Genomic DNA, 16,309 nt, shown 5'->3' on the forward strand with positions numbered 1-16,309 from the left:
GCGGGTCTGCCGGGCCCGGATGCGTGTCGAGGACAGCATCCGGCGACGGACCACGAGACAACGTAGCGACCCGCACGAGGGCCGCGAGCCGATTCGAGGGGAAAACCGATAACGATCCGGTCACTGTGTGCCGGGTCGTTGATCTGGGTCACACCTGGGGCGCGGCTGGGCGAGAGCCCTGTCACAGCAGGAGCTTCAGGACCCGAAGACCACCGTGCGGTCGCCGTTGAGGAAGATCCGCCCCTCGCAGTGCGCCTGGACGGCCCGGTGCAGCACGGTGCGCTCCACATCGGCTCCGGCCTGCACCAGGTCGTCCTTGGAGTGCCCGTGGTGCACGCGGGTCACGTCCTGCTCGATGATCGGACCCTCGTCGAGATCCGCGGTGACGTAGTGCGCGGTGGCCCCGATCATCTTCACGCCGCGGTCGTGGGCGCGCTGATACGGATTCGCGCCGATGAACGACGGCAGGAACGAGTGGTGGATGTTGATGATCGGGGTGGGGGCCTTCTGCAGGAACTCGTCCGAGAGGATGCGCATGTAGCGCGCCAGCACGATCAGGTCGACGTCTTCGCCGATCGCCTCGAGCACCGCCGCCTCGTGCTCCTGCTTGGACAGCCCCTCGTGCGGCACCACGACGAACGGGATGCCGTGGAACTCGCACAGCTGACGGTGGACGTCGTGATTGGCCACGACCTTCACGATCGACCCGCCGAGCTGCCCGTCCTGGGCCCTGCGGATCATCTCGTTGAGGCAGTGATCCGTCCGGGAGGCCAGCACCACGATGCGCTGCTGTGCCGGGTGCGGGCGGATCTCCACTTCGGCGTCGTCGAGCGAGGCGGTGAGCCGCTCGCCCAGGCGCCGGAACTCGTCGTCCTCGGCCGCGGGCGAGGCGAAGAGCCCGGAGGGTGCCTCGATGACCGCGCGCACGAAGAACGAGCCGTCGTTCGTGAACTGATCCAGCTGGTTGATGTTCAGACCCCGGTCCGCGAAGGCGGTCGTGATGATGGAGACCAGTCCGGTGCGGTCGGGGCAGGAGACGCGGACGATGCGCTGGAGCACGGCACTTCCTCGAGGGACGAGAGGCGGGGGAACGAAGGGATATCGTCCCACAGGCGCCCGCACGGCGCGGCCATCCCGACGTGCCGCAGGTGTGGGCCGTGGCCTATGATCGAAGGCAGAACGTGAGCAGAGATCCGGCCATCACCGGGGAGCTCTTCGGAAGAACGGGGCCCGCGCCCTCAGTAGAGCCGAACGGGTCGGGCCCGACACAGCCTCAGGAATCGAGCGGCTCGCCTGCTCCCGGACACGGGGGCGGCGGGCAAGCGAGGTGGTACCGCGTCGAAGACGGCCGTCACGCACGGCCACGGCGTCCTTGCAGCAGGGTCCCGCGGAGCATGGTCCGCGGGAACGAGGACGACGCACGACCAGGACGGACCACATGAGCGCACAGCATCCCCTGTATCCCAAGGCGAGCACCGGCGAGACCCGCGGCGTCCCCGCCTCTCCGCGCTTCCCGCAGATCGAGGAGCGGGTGCTCGAGTACTGGAAGCAGGACGGCACCTTCCAGGCCAGCATCGACCAGCGCCCGGCCGGCGAGAACGGCTCCAACGAGTTCGTCTTCTACGACGGCCCCCCGTTCGCCAACGGCCTGCCGCACTACGGCCACCTGCTCACCGGCTACGTCAAGGACCTCGTGGCCCGCTTCCAGACGCAGCAGGGCCGTCGCGTGGAGCGCCGCTTCGGCTGGGACACCCACGGCCTGCCCGCGGAGCTCGAGGCCATGAAGCAGCTCGGCATGACGGACAAGGCCGAGATCGAGGCCATGGGCATCGACCGCTTCAACGACGCCTGCCGCACCTCCGTGATGACGTACGCCTCCGAGTGGAAGGACTACGTCACCCGCCAGGCGCGCTGGGTCGACTTCGACAACGACTACAAGACTCTGAACCCCGACTACATGGAGTCGGTCATCGGCGCCTTCAAGGCCCTGGACGACAAGGGTCTGGTCTACAAGGGCTACCGCGTCCTGCCGTACTGCTGGAAGGACGAGACCCCTCTGTCCAACCACGAGCTGCGCATGGACGACGACGTCTACCAGGAGCGCACCGACCAGACGGTCACCGTGGCCTTCCGCCTGACCGGCGAGGTCCAGGACGAGACCGCCGGCGACCTCGAGCTGGCCGCTCAGCTCGCCGGCGCCGAGGCCCTGGCCTGGACGACCACGCCCTGGACCCTGCCCACGAACCAGGCGCTCGCGGTCGGCCCGCAGATCTCCTACGTCCTGGTGCCGGGGCGCGGCGAGCTCGAGGGCCGCCGCTTCCTGCTGGCCCAGGACCTGCTGGGCGCCCACGCCGAGGCACTGGGCTTCGAGTCCGCCGAGGAGGCCGCGGCCGCCGTCGAGCGCACGCTGCAGGGCGCGCAGCTCAAGGGCCTGCGCTACGAGCCGCTGTGGGACTACCTGCGCGGCCTGCCGGGCACGGCCGTGGCGCTGGCCCCGGGGCAGTCGCTCGAGAACTCGTGGCAGATCATCGTGGCCGACTACGTCACCACGACCGACGGCACGGGCATCGTCCACCAGGCCCCGGCCTACGGCGAGGACGACCAGATCGCGTGCGCCGCCCACGGCATCCCCGTGGTGCTCTCCGTCGACGAGTCCGGTGCCTTCTTCGGCTGGTTCGCCGACGGCTCCGTGCTGCCGGGCACCCCGCTGGGCCCGATCGCCGATCGCAACGTGTTCGACTCCGAGGTCTCGCGCACGATCATCCGCGATCTGCGCGAGCGCGGGCTGCTGGTGAAGCAGCAGTCCTACGCGCACTCCTATCCGCACTGCTGGCGCTGCCGCAACCCCCTGATCTACCGCGCGGTGGACTCCTGGTTCGTGGAGGTCACGCGCTTCAAGCAGCGCATGGTCGAGCTCAACCAGGACATCAACTGGATCCCGGGCAATGTGAAGGACGGGCAGTTCGGCAAGTGGCTCGAGAACGCCCGGGACTGGTCGATCTCGCGCAACCGCTACTGGGGCTCGCCCATCCCGGTGTGGGAGTCGGATGATCCGGCCCACCCGCGCCGCGACGTCTACGGCTCGCTGGCCGAGCTCGAGGCGGACTTCGGCCGTCTGCCGCGCAATGCCGAGGGCGAGGTGGACCTGCACCGGCCCTGGATCGACGAGCTGACGCGCCCCAACCCGGATCACCCGGAGGCCACCATGCGCCGGGTGCCCGAGGTCCTCGACGTGTGGTTCGACTCCGGGTCGATGCCCTATGCCCAGGTGCACTACCCGATGCAGAACCGGGAGTGGTTCGAGACCCACAACCCGGGCGACTTCATCGTCGAGTACATCGGGCAGACCCGCGGCTGGTTCTACACGCTGCACATCCTGGCCACGGCGCTGTTCGACCGCCCCGCCTTCCGCAATGTGATCTCCCACGGCATCGTGCTGGGCTCGGACGGGCAGAAGATGTCCAAGTCCCTGCGCAACTACCCGGATGTCTACGAGGTCCTGGACCGCGACGGCGCCGACGCCATGCGCTGGTTCCTGATGTCGAGTCCGATCCTGCGCGGTGGCAACCTGATCGTCACCGAGGAGGGCATCCGCGAGGCCGCCCGCCAGGTGCTGCTGCCGCTGTGGAGCACCTGGAACTTCTTCAGCCTCTACACGAACGCCGCCGACGGCGGGGCCGGCTACGACGCCCAGCCCCGGTACAGCTCCGATCACGTGATGGACCGCTACGTCCTGGCCCGCACCGGCGCCGCCGTGCGGGAGGTCGAGCGCCACCTGCAGGCCTACGACGTCTGGGCCGCGGCCGAGGCGCTGCGCGCTCACATGGAGCTGGTGACCAACTGGTACGTGCGCCGCAGCCGCGATCGGTTCTTCGAGGAGGACCGCGAGGCCTTCGACGTCCTGTGGACCGTGCTCGAGACGACCGTGCGCATGGCGGCCCCGCTGCTGCCGCTGGTCAGCGAGGAGATCTGGCGCGGGCTGACCGGCGGGCGCTCCGTGCACCTGACGGACTGGCCCGACGCCGATCGGTTCCCCCGCTCCGCCGAGGACGAGCGCCTGGTCCAGCTCATGGAGACCACGCGTGCGGTGTGCTCGGCGGGCTCGTCGCTGCGCAAGGCGCACAGCCTGCGCGTGCGCCAGCCGCTGGCCGGCATGACAGTGGTCGTCCCGGACGGCCAGGCGCTGGCCGGCACGTTCGAGTCCATCGTGGCCGATGAGCTGAACCTCAAGTCGGTCGAGCTGCGCGACACCGCCAGCACGAGCCCCGCGGACTACGGCATCTCCCAGCAGCTCAAGGTCAACGCCCGCGCGGCGGGCCCGCGCCTGGGCAAGGGCGTGCAGGCCGTGATCAAGGCGGCCAAGGCGGGGGACTGGTCCACTGCCGAGGACGGCACCGTGACCGCCGGCGGCGTCGAGCTGGCCGAGGGCGAGTACGAGCTGCAGACCGTGGTGGGAGAGGACGCGGCGGCCGAGACCGCCGTGACCGTCCTGCCCGGCGGCGGGTTCCTGGTGCTCGACACCGCCCTGACCCCGCAGCTGCAGGCCGAGGGCGTGGCCCGCGACATGGTCCGCGCCGTGCAGCAGGCCCGCAAGGACGCCGGGCTGCAGGTCTCCGACCGCATCCGCACCACGATCACGGACACCGCCGAGGTCGTCGCGGCCGTGCAGGACAACCGCGAGCTCGTCTCCGGGGAGACGCTGTCGGTCGAGCTCGAGCTGCTCGAGACCCCGGACCCGAAGCAGTCGGGCATCACGGTCGCCGTGGTGGCCTCGGCCGGATCGGAGGGCGCGCTGTGAGCATCGATCCTCCCGAGAAGGACACCTCCGCCGCGCAGACCGCCGATCTGGGCGCCTCGGCGCTGAGCCAGGACGACTCGGTGTGGGCCTCGCCGTCGGTGGGCTCCGTCGAGGACGTGTACCGGCAGCTGCTGGCGCGGGCCCCGGAATCTGCCATGGAACCGCGGATGGAGGCGGTCGAGCAGGCCGTCGAGCTGCTGGGCGATCCGCACCGGGCCGCCCCGGTCATCCACATCACGGGCACGAACGGCAAGACCTCCACGGCGCGCATGATCGAGGCGCTGCTGCTGTCCCAGGATCTGCGGGTGGGCCGCTACACGTCGCCGCACCTGGAGTCGGTGACCGAGCGCATCTGCCTGGACGGCTCCCCGGTGACCGAGGAGACCTTCGTGCGGGTCTTCGCCGAGATCGCCCCGCTGATCTCGGTCGTGGACTCCGGCCTGGAGGCCGAGGGCAAGCAGAGGCTGACGTACTTCGAGCTGCTGACCGTGCTGGGCTTCGCGATCTTCGCCGACGCCCCCGTGGACATCGTCGTGCTCGAGGTGGGGCTGGGCGGGCAGTGGGATGCCACCAACGTGGCCGATGCCGCCGTCTCGGTCATCACGCCGATCGACCTGGATCACACCGAGCTGCTGGGCGACACGGTGGAGGACATCGCCCACGAGAAGGCCGGGATCCTCAAGCCCGAGGGCTTCCTGATCTCGGCGGCCCAGGTCCCGGAGGTCGCCGACATCCTGCTCGAGCGCGCGCAGGAGCTCGGGATCCCGTTCCGCTTCGAGGGCGTCGAGTTCGGCGTCACCGAGCGCACCCCGGGCGTCGGCGGGCAGCAGCTGTCCATCCGCGGCTTGGCCGCCGAGTACGAGGAGCTGCTGCTGCCGCTGCTCGGCGCGCATCAGGCGCAGAACGCCTCGGTGGCCGTCGCCGCCGTCGAGGCCTTCGTGGGCGGCGGGGAGCGCGCCCTGGATCTCGAGGTCGTGCGCGACGCCTTCGCCGCCGTGACCTCGCCCGGGCGGCTCGAGCTGATGCAGCCGTCGCCGCCGGTGATCCTGGACGCCGCCCACAACCCGCACGGGGTCCGGGCCAGCGCCGAGGGGCTCGTGGAGGCCTTCCACCCCGAGCGGCTCTACGCCGTGGTGGGGGTGCTCGCCGAGAAGGACGTCGACGGCGTCCTGCGGGCCCTGCACGACGGCTACGACCACGCCCGAACCCAGTGGTGGTTCACCCGCTCGTCCTCGCCGCGGGCCGTGGATCCCGAGCAGCTCGCGGAGGCCGCGATCGCCCTGGGCTTCGACGAGGCCGCCGTGCGCATCTCGTCGAGCATCGGCGAGGCCATCGAGGAGGCCCTGTCGGCCGCACGCTCGGAATCGGCCTCGGATTCCGAGGGCAAGGGCGAGTCGGCCGTGCTGGTCACCGGCTCCATCACCGTCGTGGGCGAGGCCCGCGAGATCCTGGGGAGGTGAGAGCCGTGGCGCAGAAGCAGCGCAGGCTCAGCCGCAAGCAGCAGCAGTGGCGCCCGGGGCAGCGCAAGAAGCCGTCCTCGGTCATGGTCATGTTCGGGGCCACCACGCTGCTCATGGAGGCCTTCGTGGTGTTCTTCGGCGGACTGGCGGCCTTCGGGATCTGGGGCGCTGGACACCCCGGACGCGTGCCCGTGCTGATCGGGGCCGCCGTGCTGGGGATCGTCTTCGTGGTCGGCTCCGGCACCGTGAGCCGTCCGTGGGGCCCGGCCTTCGGCTGGATCCTGCAGCTCGTGATGCTGGCCACCGGATTCGTGTTCCCGCCTATGTTCCTGGTGGGCGTGCTGTTCGTGCTGTGCTGGTGGTACTCGCTGCGCACCGGCCGGCGCCTGGACCGCGAGAAGCGGCAGCGCTACGAGGCCGAGCTCGAGTGGGATCGGCGCCACGGGCTGGGCTGACAGGCTCCGCAGCGACGGCGAGGGCGGCGACCGCATCACGCGGTCGCCGCCCTCGCCGTCTCGTCCGGGGAGCGGGATTGGACGTCAGTACGCGCCGCGCGCCGTGACCACGGCACGGACCGTCTTCACGAGGATCAGCAGGTCCTGGACCATCGACCACTGCTCGACGTACAGCAGGTCCAGGCGCACCGAGTCCTCCCAGGAGAGGTTGGAGCGGCCGGAGACCTGCCACAGCCCGGTCAGTCCGGGGCGCACCAGCAGACGGCCCCGGGTGGGGGTGTCGTAGGCGGCGACCTCGCGCGGCAGCGGAGGGCGCGGGCCCACCAGGGACATCTCGCCGCGCAGGATGTTGAGCAGCTGGGGCAGCTCGTCCAGGCTCGTGCGCCGCAGGAAGGCCCCGACGCGCGTCATGCGCGGGTCGTGCTCGAGCTTGAACAGACCCTCGCGGCCGAGCTGCTCGCGCAGCATGAGCTCCCCCAGGCGCTCCTCGGCGTCGACCACCATGGTGCGCAGCTTGAGGATCTGGAAGGAGCGGCCGTCGCGGCCCACGCGCTCCTGGCGGAACAGGGCCGGGCCGGGGCTGTCCAGGCGGATCAGCAAGCACAGCACGAGCAGCAGGGGAGCCACCAGGATCAGGCCGATCGCCGAGACCACGACATCGAAGATCCGCTTGGCGGCCACCCGCCAGCCGCTGTTCTCCGGAGCCGGGATCTGGATCATCGGCATGCCCGCCAGGGGCTGGTGCACCGTGTGCGGGGAGGTGATCCCCAGCAGCGAGGGCGCCATGACCAGGGTGATCCCGGCCTGGTGCAGGCCCCAGGTCAGCTCGCGCAGGGTCTGGCTGGGCAGCGGATCCGCCCCGGCCAGGGCCACGGCCTCGGCGTCGGTGGCGCGGGCCATGCGGATGATGCCCGGCACGTCCTGCCGACCGCGCAGGGCGGGCAGGTCATCGTCCCGGGGCGCAGCGCCGTCCGGGATGACCAGCCCGACCGGGCGGTAGCCGGCCGAATGGGTCCTGCGCATGGTCTGCCCGACCACGTGGGTCGCCTCGGCTGAGCCGACCAGCAGGACGCGTCGAAGCCCATGGCCCTGGGCGCGAGCCGCGTCCAGCCGGCGGCGCACGAACCGGCGCCCGAGCAGGAGCAGCAGCACACCCAGGGGGAACAGCGCGATCACGTAGCCGCGGGCCAGCTGCAGGAAGGCCAGGTAGCTGAGCGTGGTGACCAGGAGGTAGACCGCCACCGAGCCGTTGACGACAGCGCGGTACTCCTCCGACCCGGTGCCCAGCAGACGGATGCTGCGGGAGTCGGCCAGACCCAGGACGGCCCACCAGAGGCCCACGATGATCAGCGAGATCGCCGCGTAGGAATGGCCGTCGGGGCTGCTGGCGCCGGGCTGCGGGCCGAAGCGCAGCAGATGGCTCAGCACAGCGGCCGCAGACAGCGCGAGAAGATCCATGAGCCGCACGGCGCCCACGAGTCGGCTGTGCCAGGGCAGTCCGGGGGAGCCCTCAGCACCGCGGGGGTCGAAAGGACCCTGCGGTGTCGCGGCAGCGACGCTGTGGTCTGCGGAAGACTGCTTCAATGGAGGAACCTGCGGATCGCGTGGGGGGAATCGCGAGGGGACGGCGGGGGTGCGTCCGGAGCCGGTGGTGGGGGGCCGGCGTCCATGCGAATGCATTCAGCCTACGGCGGTTGCCCCCATGCGTCGCCTCATCAGGCAAGATAGTGGATCGCTCTTCAGGGGGCAAAGCCTGTCCGAGGGCTGATCGCATGCAGCGAAGCGGGAGGGAGCCGGATGATCCGCGTGCTGGCAGTGTGCACGGGCAACGTGTGCCGTTCGCCATATCTGCAGGTCGTGCTGGGCTCAGCCCTCGAGCAGGCGGCCCCCGGCGGGTTCGAGGTGACCAGCACCGGCACCGGGGCGCTTGCGGGGGCACCGGCGGATCCCGGCACCCGGGTCGAGCTCGAACGGCGCGGACTCAGCGCCCATGGCATTCGGGCCCGTCAGATGGCGGCGGCCGAGCTGGAGGCCTCCGATCTGGTCCTGACCGCCGAGCGCTCCCATGTGGAGCAGGTGCTCGAGCTCTCGCCGCGCATGCTCAAGCGGACGTTCACCCTGCCGGAGTTCGCGGCCCTGCTCGAGCAGCTGTCGGCCTCCGGCCCCGTCGAGTCCCTGCGTCCCGGGGCGGCCCCGCGCCGCACCGAGCAGCGCTGGCGTCGGCTCCCCGAGGTGCTCTCGGCGCGGCGCGCCCGGCTCGGCGAGCCTGCCCCGGAGATCGCGGATCCGTACCGTCGCGGGCAGGAGGCATTCCGCTCGATGGCCGCCGAGATCGACGACTCCGTCCGGCGCATCGTCGGCTGGGAGCGCTCCATGCGTGCGGAGCCTGGTGGGGGCGGGTTCACGCAGCCGTGAGGGAGCGGGTCAGCTCGAGAGCTGGGAGTCCCCCGAGCTCTCGAGCGCGCCGAGCTCGAGGAGGTCCTCGATCGCCCGGTGCACGAGCATCTCGGCGTCCTGCGGGGCCCCGGGGAGTCCGAGCAGCTCGGCCACGAGCTCGTCCCTGCTGCGCCAGCCGAGGCAGTCGAACCACAGCTGCGGTCCGAGGCCGACCAGGCAGTGGAAGTGCTCATCGCGCAGCAGCAGGAGCGTGGGCGACAGCGGGTCCGTGAGCATCACGGCGTCGTCCACGGGGACGCTGCGCAGCATGCCCGGTTCTGGGGGCGCAGCGTCCTCGAATCGCAGCTGCTCGTGGGGCACGGGCTCCCAGGGGGCTCGTGCCGGCTCCGCGGCCTCGCCCACCGCCTCCTCGCCCCCCAGCAGGCGCTCGGCGAGCCCGAGCAGCTCATGCTGCTCGGAGTACTCCAGGGCCCAGGCGCCGCCCAGGCGCTCGAGGGTGCGGATCAGCAGGACGAGACCCCGGTCCATCTGCGACAGCGACGAGGTCTGGGGCACCAGGTGCTCGAGCGCCTCGAGCAGGGGCATCCTGCGCAGCCGGGGAGCGGAGCCGTCCGGCTCGCGTCGGCGCAGCAGCACGCCCAGGATGTGAAGCCTCGAGGGCACGGGCTCGAGCAGGCCGAGCTCATCCGGGCCGACCTGGTCCTTGGGGCGGCGGCCGTGCGGGCGCAGCACGGACAGCGGCTTGGGGAACGGGGAGATGCTCAGGGTGCTCGGCTCGATCACCGAGGTCTCATCGCTCAGGTAGCCGAAGCTGCGCCCGAGGGTCCCGGTCGCAGTGGTCTTGCCGGTGCCGCTGGGGGCGGCCAGCACCAGGGCCCGGCCGGAGCGGTCGGAGACGGCGGCCGCGTGGAGCATCAGCGACGTGCCCCGGCCGGCGTCGATGACGAGCCGGGCCGCCAGCTGGGAGAGCTCCTCGTGGAACGCGCTCCACAGCAGGCTCGAGGTCTCATCCTGCGTCGTGGGGCAGCTCAGGACCGGCTCGTGCCGCTGCGCATCTGCCGGGAGCTCGCGGAACCGGCTCCAGGCTCGCCGGAGCTGTGCCAGCTGCCGGCTTCCGAGGCCGTCGACGCGCAGCGCGGCCCCGTCGCCCAGATCGAGCGCGATCCGGTGCCCGGATCCCGACGAGCCTGCTCCGGGGACCCGCTGCATCTCAGGCCTGATCCGCGGCCGGGGTCTCGGTCTGGTTGTAGTAGTACGCGTTCGAGTAGTGGCCGTAGTCCTTGGCAGCCGCTCCCTTGCGCGGTGCGCGGTTCACGACGGCGCCCAGCAGGGGAGCACTCAGGCTGCGCAGCCGCTCGACGGCCTTCTGGAGGTCGTCGAGGTTCGTGCGCCCGGCCTGGGCCACGAGGATCACGCCGTCGGAGCTGCGGGCGAGCACGGCGGCATCGGTCACGGGCAGGACGGGCGGGGTGTCCAGCAGCACGATGTGATCGCGGCTGAGCTCCTGGATCAGCTGGCGCATGGTGTCCGAGCCCAGCAGCTCGGAGGGGTTCGGGGGAGTGCGCCCGGCCGTGAGCACGAAGAGGTTCTCGCTGTCCGGGCCGGGCTGCAGGACCTCGTCGAGGGTGGCCGCCCCGCGCAGGACGTCGGTGAGCCCCGCTCCGCCGGGAACGCCGAAGAAGTGGTGCTGGACCGGGCGGCGCAGATCGGCGTCGATCACGATCGTGGACTCGCCGGCGGCGGCCAGCGCGGCTGCCAGGTTGGCGGTCACGGCGGACTTGCCCTCGCCGGAGATCGACGACGACACCACGATCGAGCGCGGCGGGTTGTCCACATTGGAGAAGGCCAGGTTGGTGCGCAGCATCCGCAGGGCCTCGGCCGTGGCCCAGCCGCGGGCGTCCTTGCGGGAGGTGCTCAGCGGGATGAGCTGGCGGCTGCTGCTCAGGCGGGAGTCCACGGGGACGGCGCCCAGCAGCGGCAGGCCGGTGCGCTTCTCGACGCCTTCGGAGGAGCGGATCTTGCGGTCGAAGGCGTGGCGCAGGAACAGGTAGAGCAGCGAGATCACGATGCCGGCGGCCAAGCCGATCAGGAGGTTCTTCTTCAGATCGGGAGACGACGGCGCCGACGGCGGGGTCGCGCTGGACAGCGGAACGATCTGGACCAGGTTGCCGTCCACGATCGCCTGCTGGACCGCGAGCTCCTGATCCGTCAGCTCCTCGGCGTCCTCACCGGTGGGCACCTCCTGGCCCTGGGCCATGGCCGCCTCGATGGACCCCGCGTGCTCGGACAGCGCCTCGGCGTAGGTGTCGGCGACGACCACGGCGTCCTCGGGGGTGCTCGCCCGTCCGGTCACGTTGATCTCGGTCGTGCCCGGGGGGACGTCGGCGGAGACGCCGGCCACCTCGATGCCGCCCAGATCCTCCTGGGCGAGCTTCGCCACCTCCGGAGAGCCCACGGCTGCTCCGTAGGTCGCGGCCTTGGAGCCGGCGAGGCTCTGTGCGGCCTCGTAGTTGGCCAGGCTGGTCGCTCCGCCGGCGATGACCATGGCCTTCGAGGTGGCCGAATAGGTCTTGGGCATCAGCGCTGTGACGATGCCTGCGATCACGAGGCACGCGAGGATGATGCCGAGGATCACCTTCCAGTTCCGGATGAGGGTCCCCAGGCCTGCGCGCAGCTGATCCGCGATGGAGGGGGTGGCGTCCAGGTCTGGTGCGATGAGCGGCTGTGTCACGGAAGGCCTTCTGTGCGTGGGACGGCGCCGTGGCGGGCGGTATGCCGCGCACGGCTGCTCACCCGCCTCGACGCCGAGAAGTACATGCGAGACTATATGATGACGGCCTGATCAGTCGCCATGAGCGGCGCCCGGCCGGGCGATTCCGAGGTGAGCGACACCATATTCTTCTAAGGGGCTGAATGCGCATCGAGTCTGCGGCGGAGGTGCCTGTGACATGGCGCGACGCTGTGACGATCGTCATCCCCTTTTACGGCGATCCTGCGGAGACGCTGAATCTCGTCAGTCGACTGCGCAATTCCCCTGCCCCTGAGGTCGCGGAGATCGTGATCTCCGACGACTGCTCTCCGTCCCCCTTTCCGGGGACGCTTCCTGAGCGGGCGTCTGCCGCAGGTGCGCAGGCGGTGAGCGTGCGCGTCGTGCGCCGGGAGCGCAATGGCGGGTTCGGGGCCGCGGTCAACACGGGCCTGGAGCAGGTGCGCACGCCGCTGGCCCTGGTGCTCAACTCCGATCTGGAGATCGAGGCGGAGCAGATCTCCGAGCTCGTGGCGCAGGCCGCGCCCTGGCAGCCGGTCGTGGCCACCGCCCAGGTTCTCGGACCGCAGGGGACCGCCCAGTACTCCGGGAGGCATTTCCCCACGATCGGCCACCAGACGATCGAGTGGCTGATGCCGCTGGCGCGCTGGCGCCATCACCGGGTGCTGCACGAGGCCGTCGGACATGACATGCGGGCGGTCGAGAGCACCGAGCCGATCGCCGTGGACTGGGTCATGGGAGCGGTCATGCTGCTTCCGGTCGCGGAGGTCCGTGCGCTCGGCGGCTTCGACGAGGGCTTCCACATGAACAGCGAGGAGGTCGACCTCCAGCTGCGGCTGCGAAGGATCGGCGTGGCCTCCGTGGTGATCCCGTCGGTGCAGGCCGTGCATGTGGGAGGAGGCTCCTCCGATCCCCAGCGGCGCCGTCAGTGGCTCGTGGACTCCCGTTTCCGCTATGCCGGCAAGTGGGACAGGCCCCGCGTGCTGGCCGCTTCCCTGACCATTGCCTCGACGGCGAACTTCGCCGTGAACTGCCTGCGCCGAGCAGCGGGCACACCCGTGCGACCCATCTCCACCCTGCGCAGCGAGCTGCGCCTGATCCGTGAGGGGATCCGATGCGCCTGATGTCCACACTCGCCGAGCTGCCGCCTCGCCTGGCCTGGCAGCGCGGTCGGGTGGCCTCCGAGCTCGTCTACCGACGCGGCTTCCGCGCCTGGGGCGATGGCTCCGTCATGGTCTCGCCGCGCAAGATCCAGGGCAGCGAGCGGATCAGCGTCGGCAGCGGCTGCGCGATCTACCCCGGGGCGTGGCTGGGGACCGAGCCCGGAGGCGAGCTGGAGATCGGCGACGACGCGTACCTGGGCCATGACGTGCACCTGCACGGCATCACGCGCACCGTCCTGGGCTCGGGCTGCATGCTCGCCGACGGGGTGCTGGTGACCTCCGCCGGACACGATCTGCACCGCGGCGGGGCGGTGACGCGCGGCGGCCCCATCACGATCGGGGACCGGGTGTTCATCGGCAGCCGGGCCATGGTCATCGCCTCCGTGACGATCGGCGACGACGCGGTGATCGGAGCGGGTGCGGTGGTGACTCGAGATGTCCCGGCCGGGGCCGTCGTGGGCGGAGTCCCCGCACGGGTCCTGGGCGGGGTCGCGGAACCGGTGCGCGCGCAGGGAGGCAGCGCATGAGGACGCTGATCGTCGCGCCGCGCTTCCACGGCTACGGCGCCTCGGTGGCTCGTGCCATGCAGCGGCTCGGCCACGAGGCGATCCTGCACAGCTACGACCTCCCCACCTCCTTCGCCATGCGGGTGCGCAACAAGGCGGTGCATGACCTCCCCGCCGCCCTGGTCCCGTCCGAGTGGCGCCGCGAGCCGTCCCGCCGCGCGGTCGAGCGGCTGCAGGCCGTGCGGCCGGATCGCGTTCTGGTGATCAAGGGCGATCTGCTCGACGATCGCTGGTGGGATGCGGTGCTGCGCAGCGGCGCCTCCGTGCTGACGTGGCTCTACGACGAGGTCGCGCGCATGGACTACACGTGGGAGCGGCTCGAGTCCATGCCTGCGATCGCCTCCTATTCGCCGCACGACGTCGGTGTCCTGCGGGAGCGGGGGATCACCGCGCACCATCTGCCCAACGCCTTCGACTCGCTGCTGGGATTCACGCCTCGCCAGGAGCCCGCCGTCTCGTTCATCGGGGCGCGCTACGACCAGCGCGTCCGCCTGCTGGTCGAAGCCCACCGGCTGGGCGTGCCCGTGCGCGTCTACGGGAGGGACTGGTCGCGGCGCCCGGCGGACATCGCCGCCACGCGGATGCTGCCGGTGCCCGGGCTGCCCACGGGGCCGCAGCTGGACCGCTCCGATGGCTATGGCGTCATGGCCGGCAGCCTCGCCTCGATCAACACGCACGCCCGGCAGGACGGGTTCACCATGCGCACCTTCGAGATCCCGGGGACCGGGGGGATCCAGCTGATCGATCGTCGCGACGTCGGTGAGTTCTACGCACCGGATCGGGAGCTGCTGGTCTTCGACGACGCCCAGCAGCTCGCCGAGCAGGTCGAGCGCGTCCGTCGCGATCCTGCCTGGGCGAAGGACCTGCGCGAAAGGGGCCGTCAGCGCACCCTGGCGGAGCACACGTTCGTGCACCGAGCGCAGCGGATGGAGGCGCTGTGGGTCTGAGGCATCCGCAGGACCTGGAGCAGTGGCGGCGCTGGCAGCGGCCCTCGGCCGCGCGTCGGGCGGTGGCCGCCGTGCGTCGCAAGGGTGCCCCTGAGCAGCGTCCGCAGCTGAGGGTCCTCGCCACCGGGCAGCGCCCGCGCTTCCTGGTGGCCCTGGACAGCGCCAATCCCTCAAGCCGCGCCTCGGTGCTCGAGCCTGCGCAGCTGCTGGAGCGCGGATCCGTGGCCTGCGTGGGCTCGGCGCTGACTCTGGAGCAGGCAGGGCTCAGCGAGCATGCCGAGCAGCTGCCTGGCTGGGATCCGCAGGACCCGCTGTGGGCGGGGATCGAGCGCGTCCTGAGCGTTGGTGCGGGTCTGCCCGCCGGCGATGCGGTCTGCGACTGGGCTGTGCAGCGCGGCATCGAGTCGGTGGTGGTCCAGCACGGCCTGCTGACCCCGTGGGCGCCGCCGCTTCCCGCCGGGGCCACGCTGCTGTCGTTCACCGAGCAGGACGGGGCCTTCTGGGCCAGCGGCCGCAGCGACGTGACCGTGCGCCCCGTGGGCTCCCAGGCCCTGTGGAGCGCAGCGGCCGGTGCTCCGGCGGAGTCTGCCGAGCACGGCGAGCTCGTGTTCCTGGGGCAGATGCACGGCCGCGAGCTGCCCCGCAGGCAGATCGTGGGCCAGACCCTGGGGTTCCTGCGCAGGGAGCCGCAGACCGTCTACCGGCCGCATCCCTCGGAGAAGGACATCCTGAGCCGCGCGGTCCACGCCGGCATGCGCCGACGCGGCGTGCGCTTCCAGGACGCGTCCGTGCCGCTGGCGAGTGCGGAGGCGGACGTGGTCTCCGTGTTCTCCACCGGTGTGCTGGAGGCGGCTCAGCGCGGTCGCCGCGCGTGGGTCCACCACGACGACCCGCCGCCCTGGCTGGTCGAGTTCTGGGACCGCTACGGCCTGGCGCGCTGGGGCCAGGAGCCCACGCGTCCCGTTCGCTGGGCCGAGACCGAGCCGGCCTGCGCCGTGGCCGACTATCTGCGAGGAGGGACTCCATGACCATCCTGTGCGTGATCCCCGTGCGGGGAGGCTCCAAGGGAGTCCCCGGGAAGAACATCCGCGAGCTGGCGGGCCGCCCGCTGGTCGCCTGGACGATCCGCGCGGCACTGGCCGCGCAGGAGGACCTGCGCGTGGTGGTCTCGACCGATGCGCCGCAGATCGCGGCGATCGTCCGTGAGCACGGCGCAGAGGTCCCCTTCCTGCGCCCGGATGAGCTGGCCCGCGACGAGACCCCCACCGAGCCGGTGATCCTCCATGCCCTGGCGGATCACCGCCGGAGACATGGGGAGCCCGAGGCCGTCATGCTGCTGCAGGCCACGAGCCCCCTGCGCCTCCCCGGCACCCTGGATCGAGCCGTGCGGCAGCTGCGGGAGCAGGGCGCCGACTCGCTGGTGGGAGCCGTGCCCGAGACGCCCTTCCTGTGGCGGCAGCCGGAGACCCCCGGCCAGGCTCCGAGTGCCGACTACGACGTCGAGCACCGGCTGCGCCGCCAGGACATGGCCCCGGCCGATCTGCGCTACCGCGAGAACGGCTCGCTCTACGTGACGCGTCCGTGGGTCTACGACGAGCACCACAACCGATTGGGCGGCCGGATCAGCCTCTTCGAGCTCGACCCCCTCGAGGGCGTGGACATCGATACCGAGCTCGACTTCCAGCTGGCCGAGCTGCAGGTCAGGGCCCACCGCGCCCGACTGGCAGACTGAGGGGCTCATCTCCCGCCCCATCCG

General features: G+C 71.3%; 13 protein-coding genes. 9 read left to right on the top strand and 4 right to left on the bottom strand.

Annotated elements, in window-relative coordinates:
- Positions 1 to 195: 195 nt before the first annotated feature.
- Positions 196 to 1,059, bottom strand: coding sequence for a formyltetrahydrofolate deformylase (gene purU / locus JOE55_RS12680; protein ID WP_024290645.1), 864 nt, complete (start codon positions 1,057 to 1,059; stop codon positions 196 to 198).
- 379 nt (positions 1,060 to 1,438) lie between these two features.
- Between purU and ileS the strand changes: the two genes are divergently transcribed.
- From ileS to JOE55_RS12695, 3 genes are read left to right on the top strand one after another with little or no spacing between them, the layout of a single operon-like run.
- A complete protein-coding gene (gene ileS / locus JOE55_RS12685) occupies positions 1,439 to 4,798 on the top strand; it encodes an isoleucine--tRNA ligase (protein WP_204783107.1) in 3,360 nt (1,119 codons plus the stop codon).
- Positions 4,799 to 4,845: 47 nt separating this feature from the next.
- Positions 4,846 to 6,258: a bifunctional folylpolyglutamate synthase/dihydrofolate synthase gene (locus JOE55_RS12690; RefSeq protein WP_204783308.1), complete on the top strand. Its 1,413-nt coding sequence runs from the start codon at positions 4,846 to 4,848 to the stop codon at positions 6,256 to 6,258.
- 5 nt (positions 6,259 to 6,263) lie between these two features.
- Positions 6,264 to 6,713 (top strand): DUF4233 domain-containing protein, encoded by a 450-nt coding sequence (locus JOE55_RS12695; RefSeq protein ID WP_024290642.1) that lies wholly within the window; start codon positions 6,264 to 6,266, stop codon positions 6,711 to 6,713.
- Between the two features lie 84 nt (positions 6,714 to 6,797).
- On the opposite strand, the gene JOE55_RS12700 is transcribed toward JOE55_RS12695, so the two are convergent.
- Positions 6,798 to 8,297 (bottom strand): sugar transferase, encoded by a 1,500-nt coding sequence (locus JOE55_RS12700; protein WP_204783108.1) that lies wholly within the window; start codon positions 8,295 to 8,297, stop codon positions 6,798 to 6,800.
- A gap of 213 nt (positions 8,298 to 8,510) precedes the next feature.
- Between JOE55_RS12700 and JOE55_RS12705 the strand changes: the two genes are divergently transcribed.
- Entirely contained in the window at positions 8,511 to 9,128 is a 618-nt protein-coding gene (locus JOE55_RS12705) for an arsenate reductase/protein-tyrosine-phosphatase family protein (RefSeq protein WP_204783109.1), read from the top strand.
- Positions 9,129 to 9,137: 9 nt separating this feature from the next.
- On the opposite strand, the gene JOE55_RS12710 is transcribed toward JOE55_RS12705, so the two are convergent.
- A complete protein-coding gene (locus JOE55_RS12710) occupies positions 9,138 to 10,319 on the bottom strand; it encodes a hypothetical protein (RefSeq protein ID WP_204783110.1) in 1,182 nt (393 codons plus the stop codon).
- Position 10,320: 1 nt separating this feature from the next.
- Positions 10,321 to 11,841: a polysaccharide biosynthesis tyrosine autokinase gene (locus JOE55_RS13490; RefSeq protein WP_204783111.1), complete on the bottom strand. Its 1,521-nt coding sequence runs from the start codon at positions 11,839 to 11,841 to the stop codon at positions 10,321 to 10,323.
- A gap of 182 nt (positions 11,842 to 12,023) precedes the next feature.
- On the opposite strand from JOE55_RS13490, the gene JOE55_RS12720 reads away from it, so the two are divergent.
- Genes JOE55_RS12720 through JOE55_RS12740 form a run of 5 tightly spaced genes read left to right on the top strand, consistent with a single transcriptional unit; the run spans position 12,024 to position 16,285 of the window.
- Positions 12,024 to 13,001 carry a glycosyltransferase family 2 protein gene (locus JOE55_RS12720; protein ID WP_204783112.1) on the top strand — a complete coding sequence of 326 codons (978 nt, stop codon included), beginning with the start codon at positions 12,024 to 12,026 and terminating at the stop codon, positions 12,999 to 13,001.
- Complete coding sequence (locus tag JOE55_RS13380) at positions 13,001 to 13,567, top strand: acyltransferase (protein WP_275580807.1); 567 nt, start codon at positions 13,001 to 13,003, stop codon at positions 13,565 to 13,567. Before JOE55_RS12720 ends, JOE55_RS13380 begins: the two co-directional genes overlap by 1 nt.
- Positions 13,564 to 14,553, top strand: a complete 990-nt coding sequence (locus JOE55_RS12730) for a CgeB family protein (protein WP_204783114.1) — start codon at positions 13,564 to 13,566, stop codon at positions 14,551 to 14,553. Before JOE55_RS13380 ends, JOE55_RS12730 begins: the two co-directional genes overlap by 4 nt.
- A complete protein-coding gene (locus JOE55_RS12735; RefSeq protein ID WP_204783115.1) occupies positions 14,544 to 15,581 on the top strand; it encodes an RNA-binding protein in 1,038 nt (345 codons plus the stop codon). Before JOE55_RS12730 ends, JOE55_RS12735 begins: the two co-directional genes overlap by 10 nt.
- Positions 15,578 to 16,285 (top strand): acylneuraminate cytidylyltransferase family protein, encoded by a 708-nt coding sequence (locus JOE55_RS12740; RefSeq protein WP_024290633.1) that lies wholly within the window; start codon positions 15,578 to 15,580, stop codon positions 16,283 to 16,285. Before JOE55_RS12735 ends, JOE55_RS12740 begins: the two co-directional genes overlap by 4 nt.
- The last annotated feature ends 24 nt before the right edge of the window (positions 16,286 to 16,309 follow it).

The sequence above is a fragment of the Kocuria palustris genome (assembly GCF_016907795.1).
GTDB classification, from domain to species: domain Bacteria; phylum Actinomycetota; class Actinomycetes; order Actinomycetales; family Micrococcaceae; genus Kocuria; species Kocuria palustris.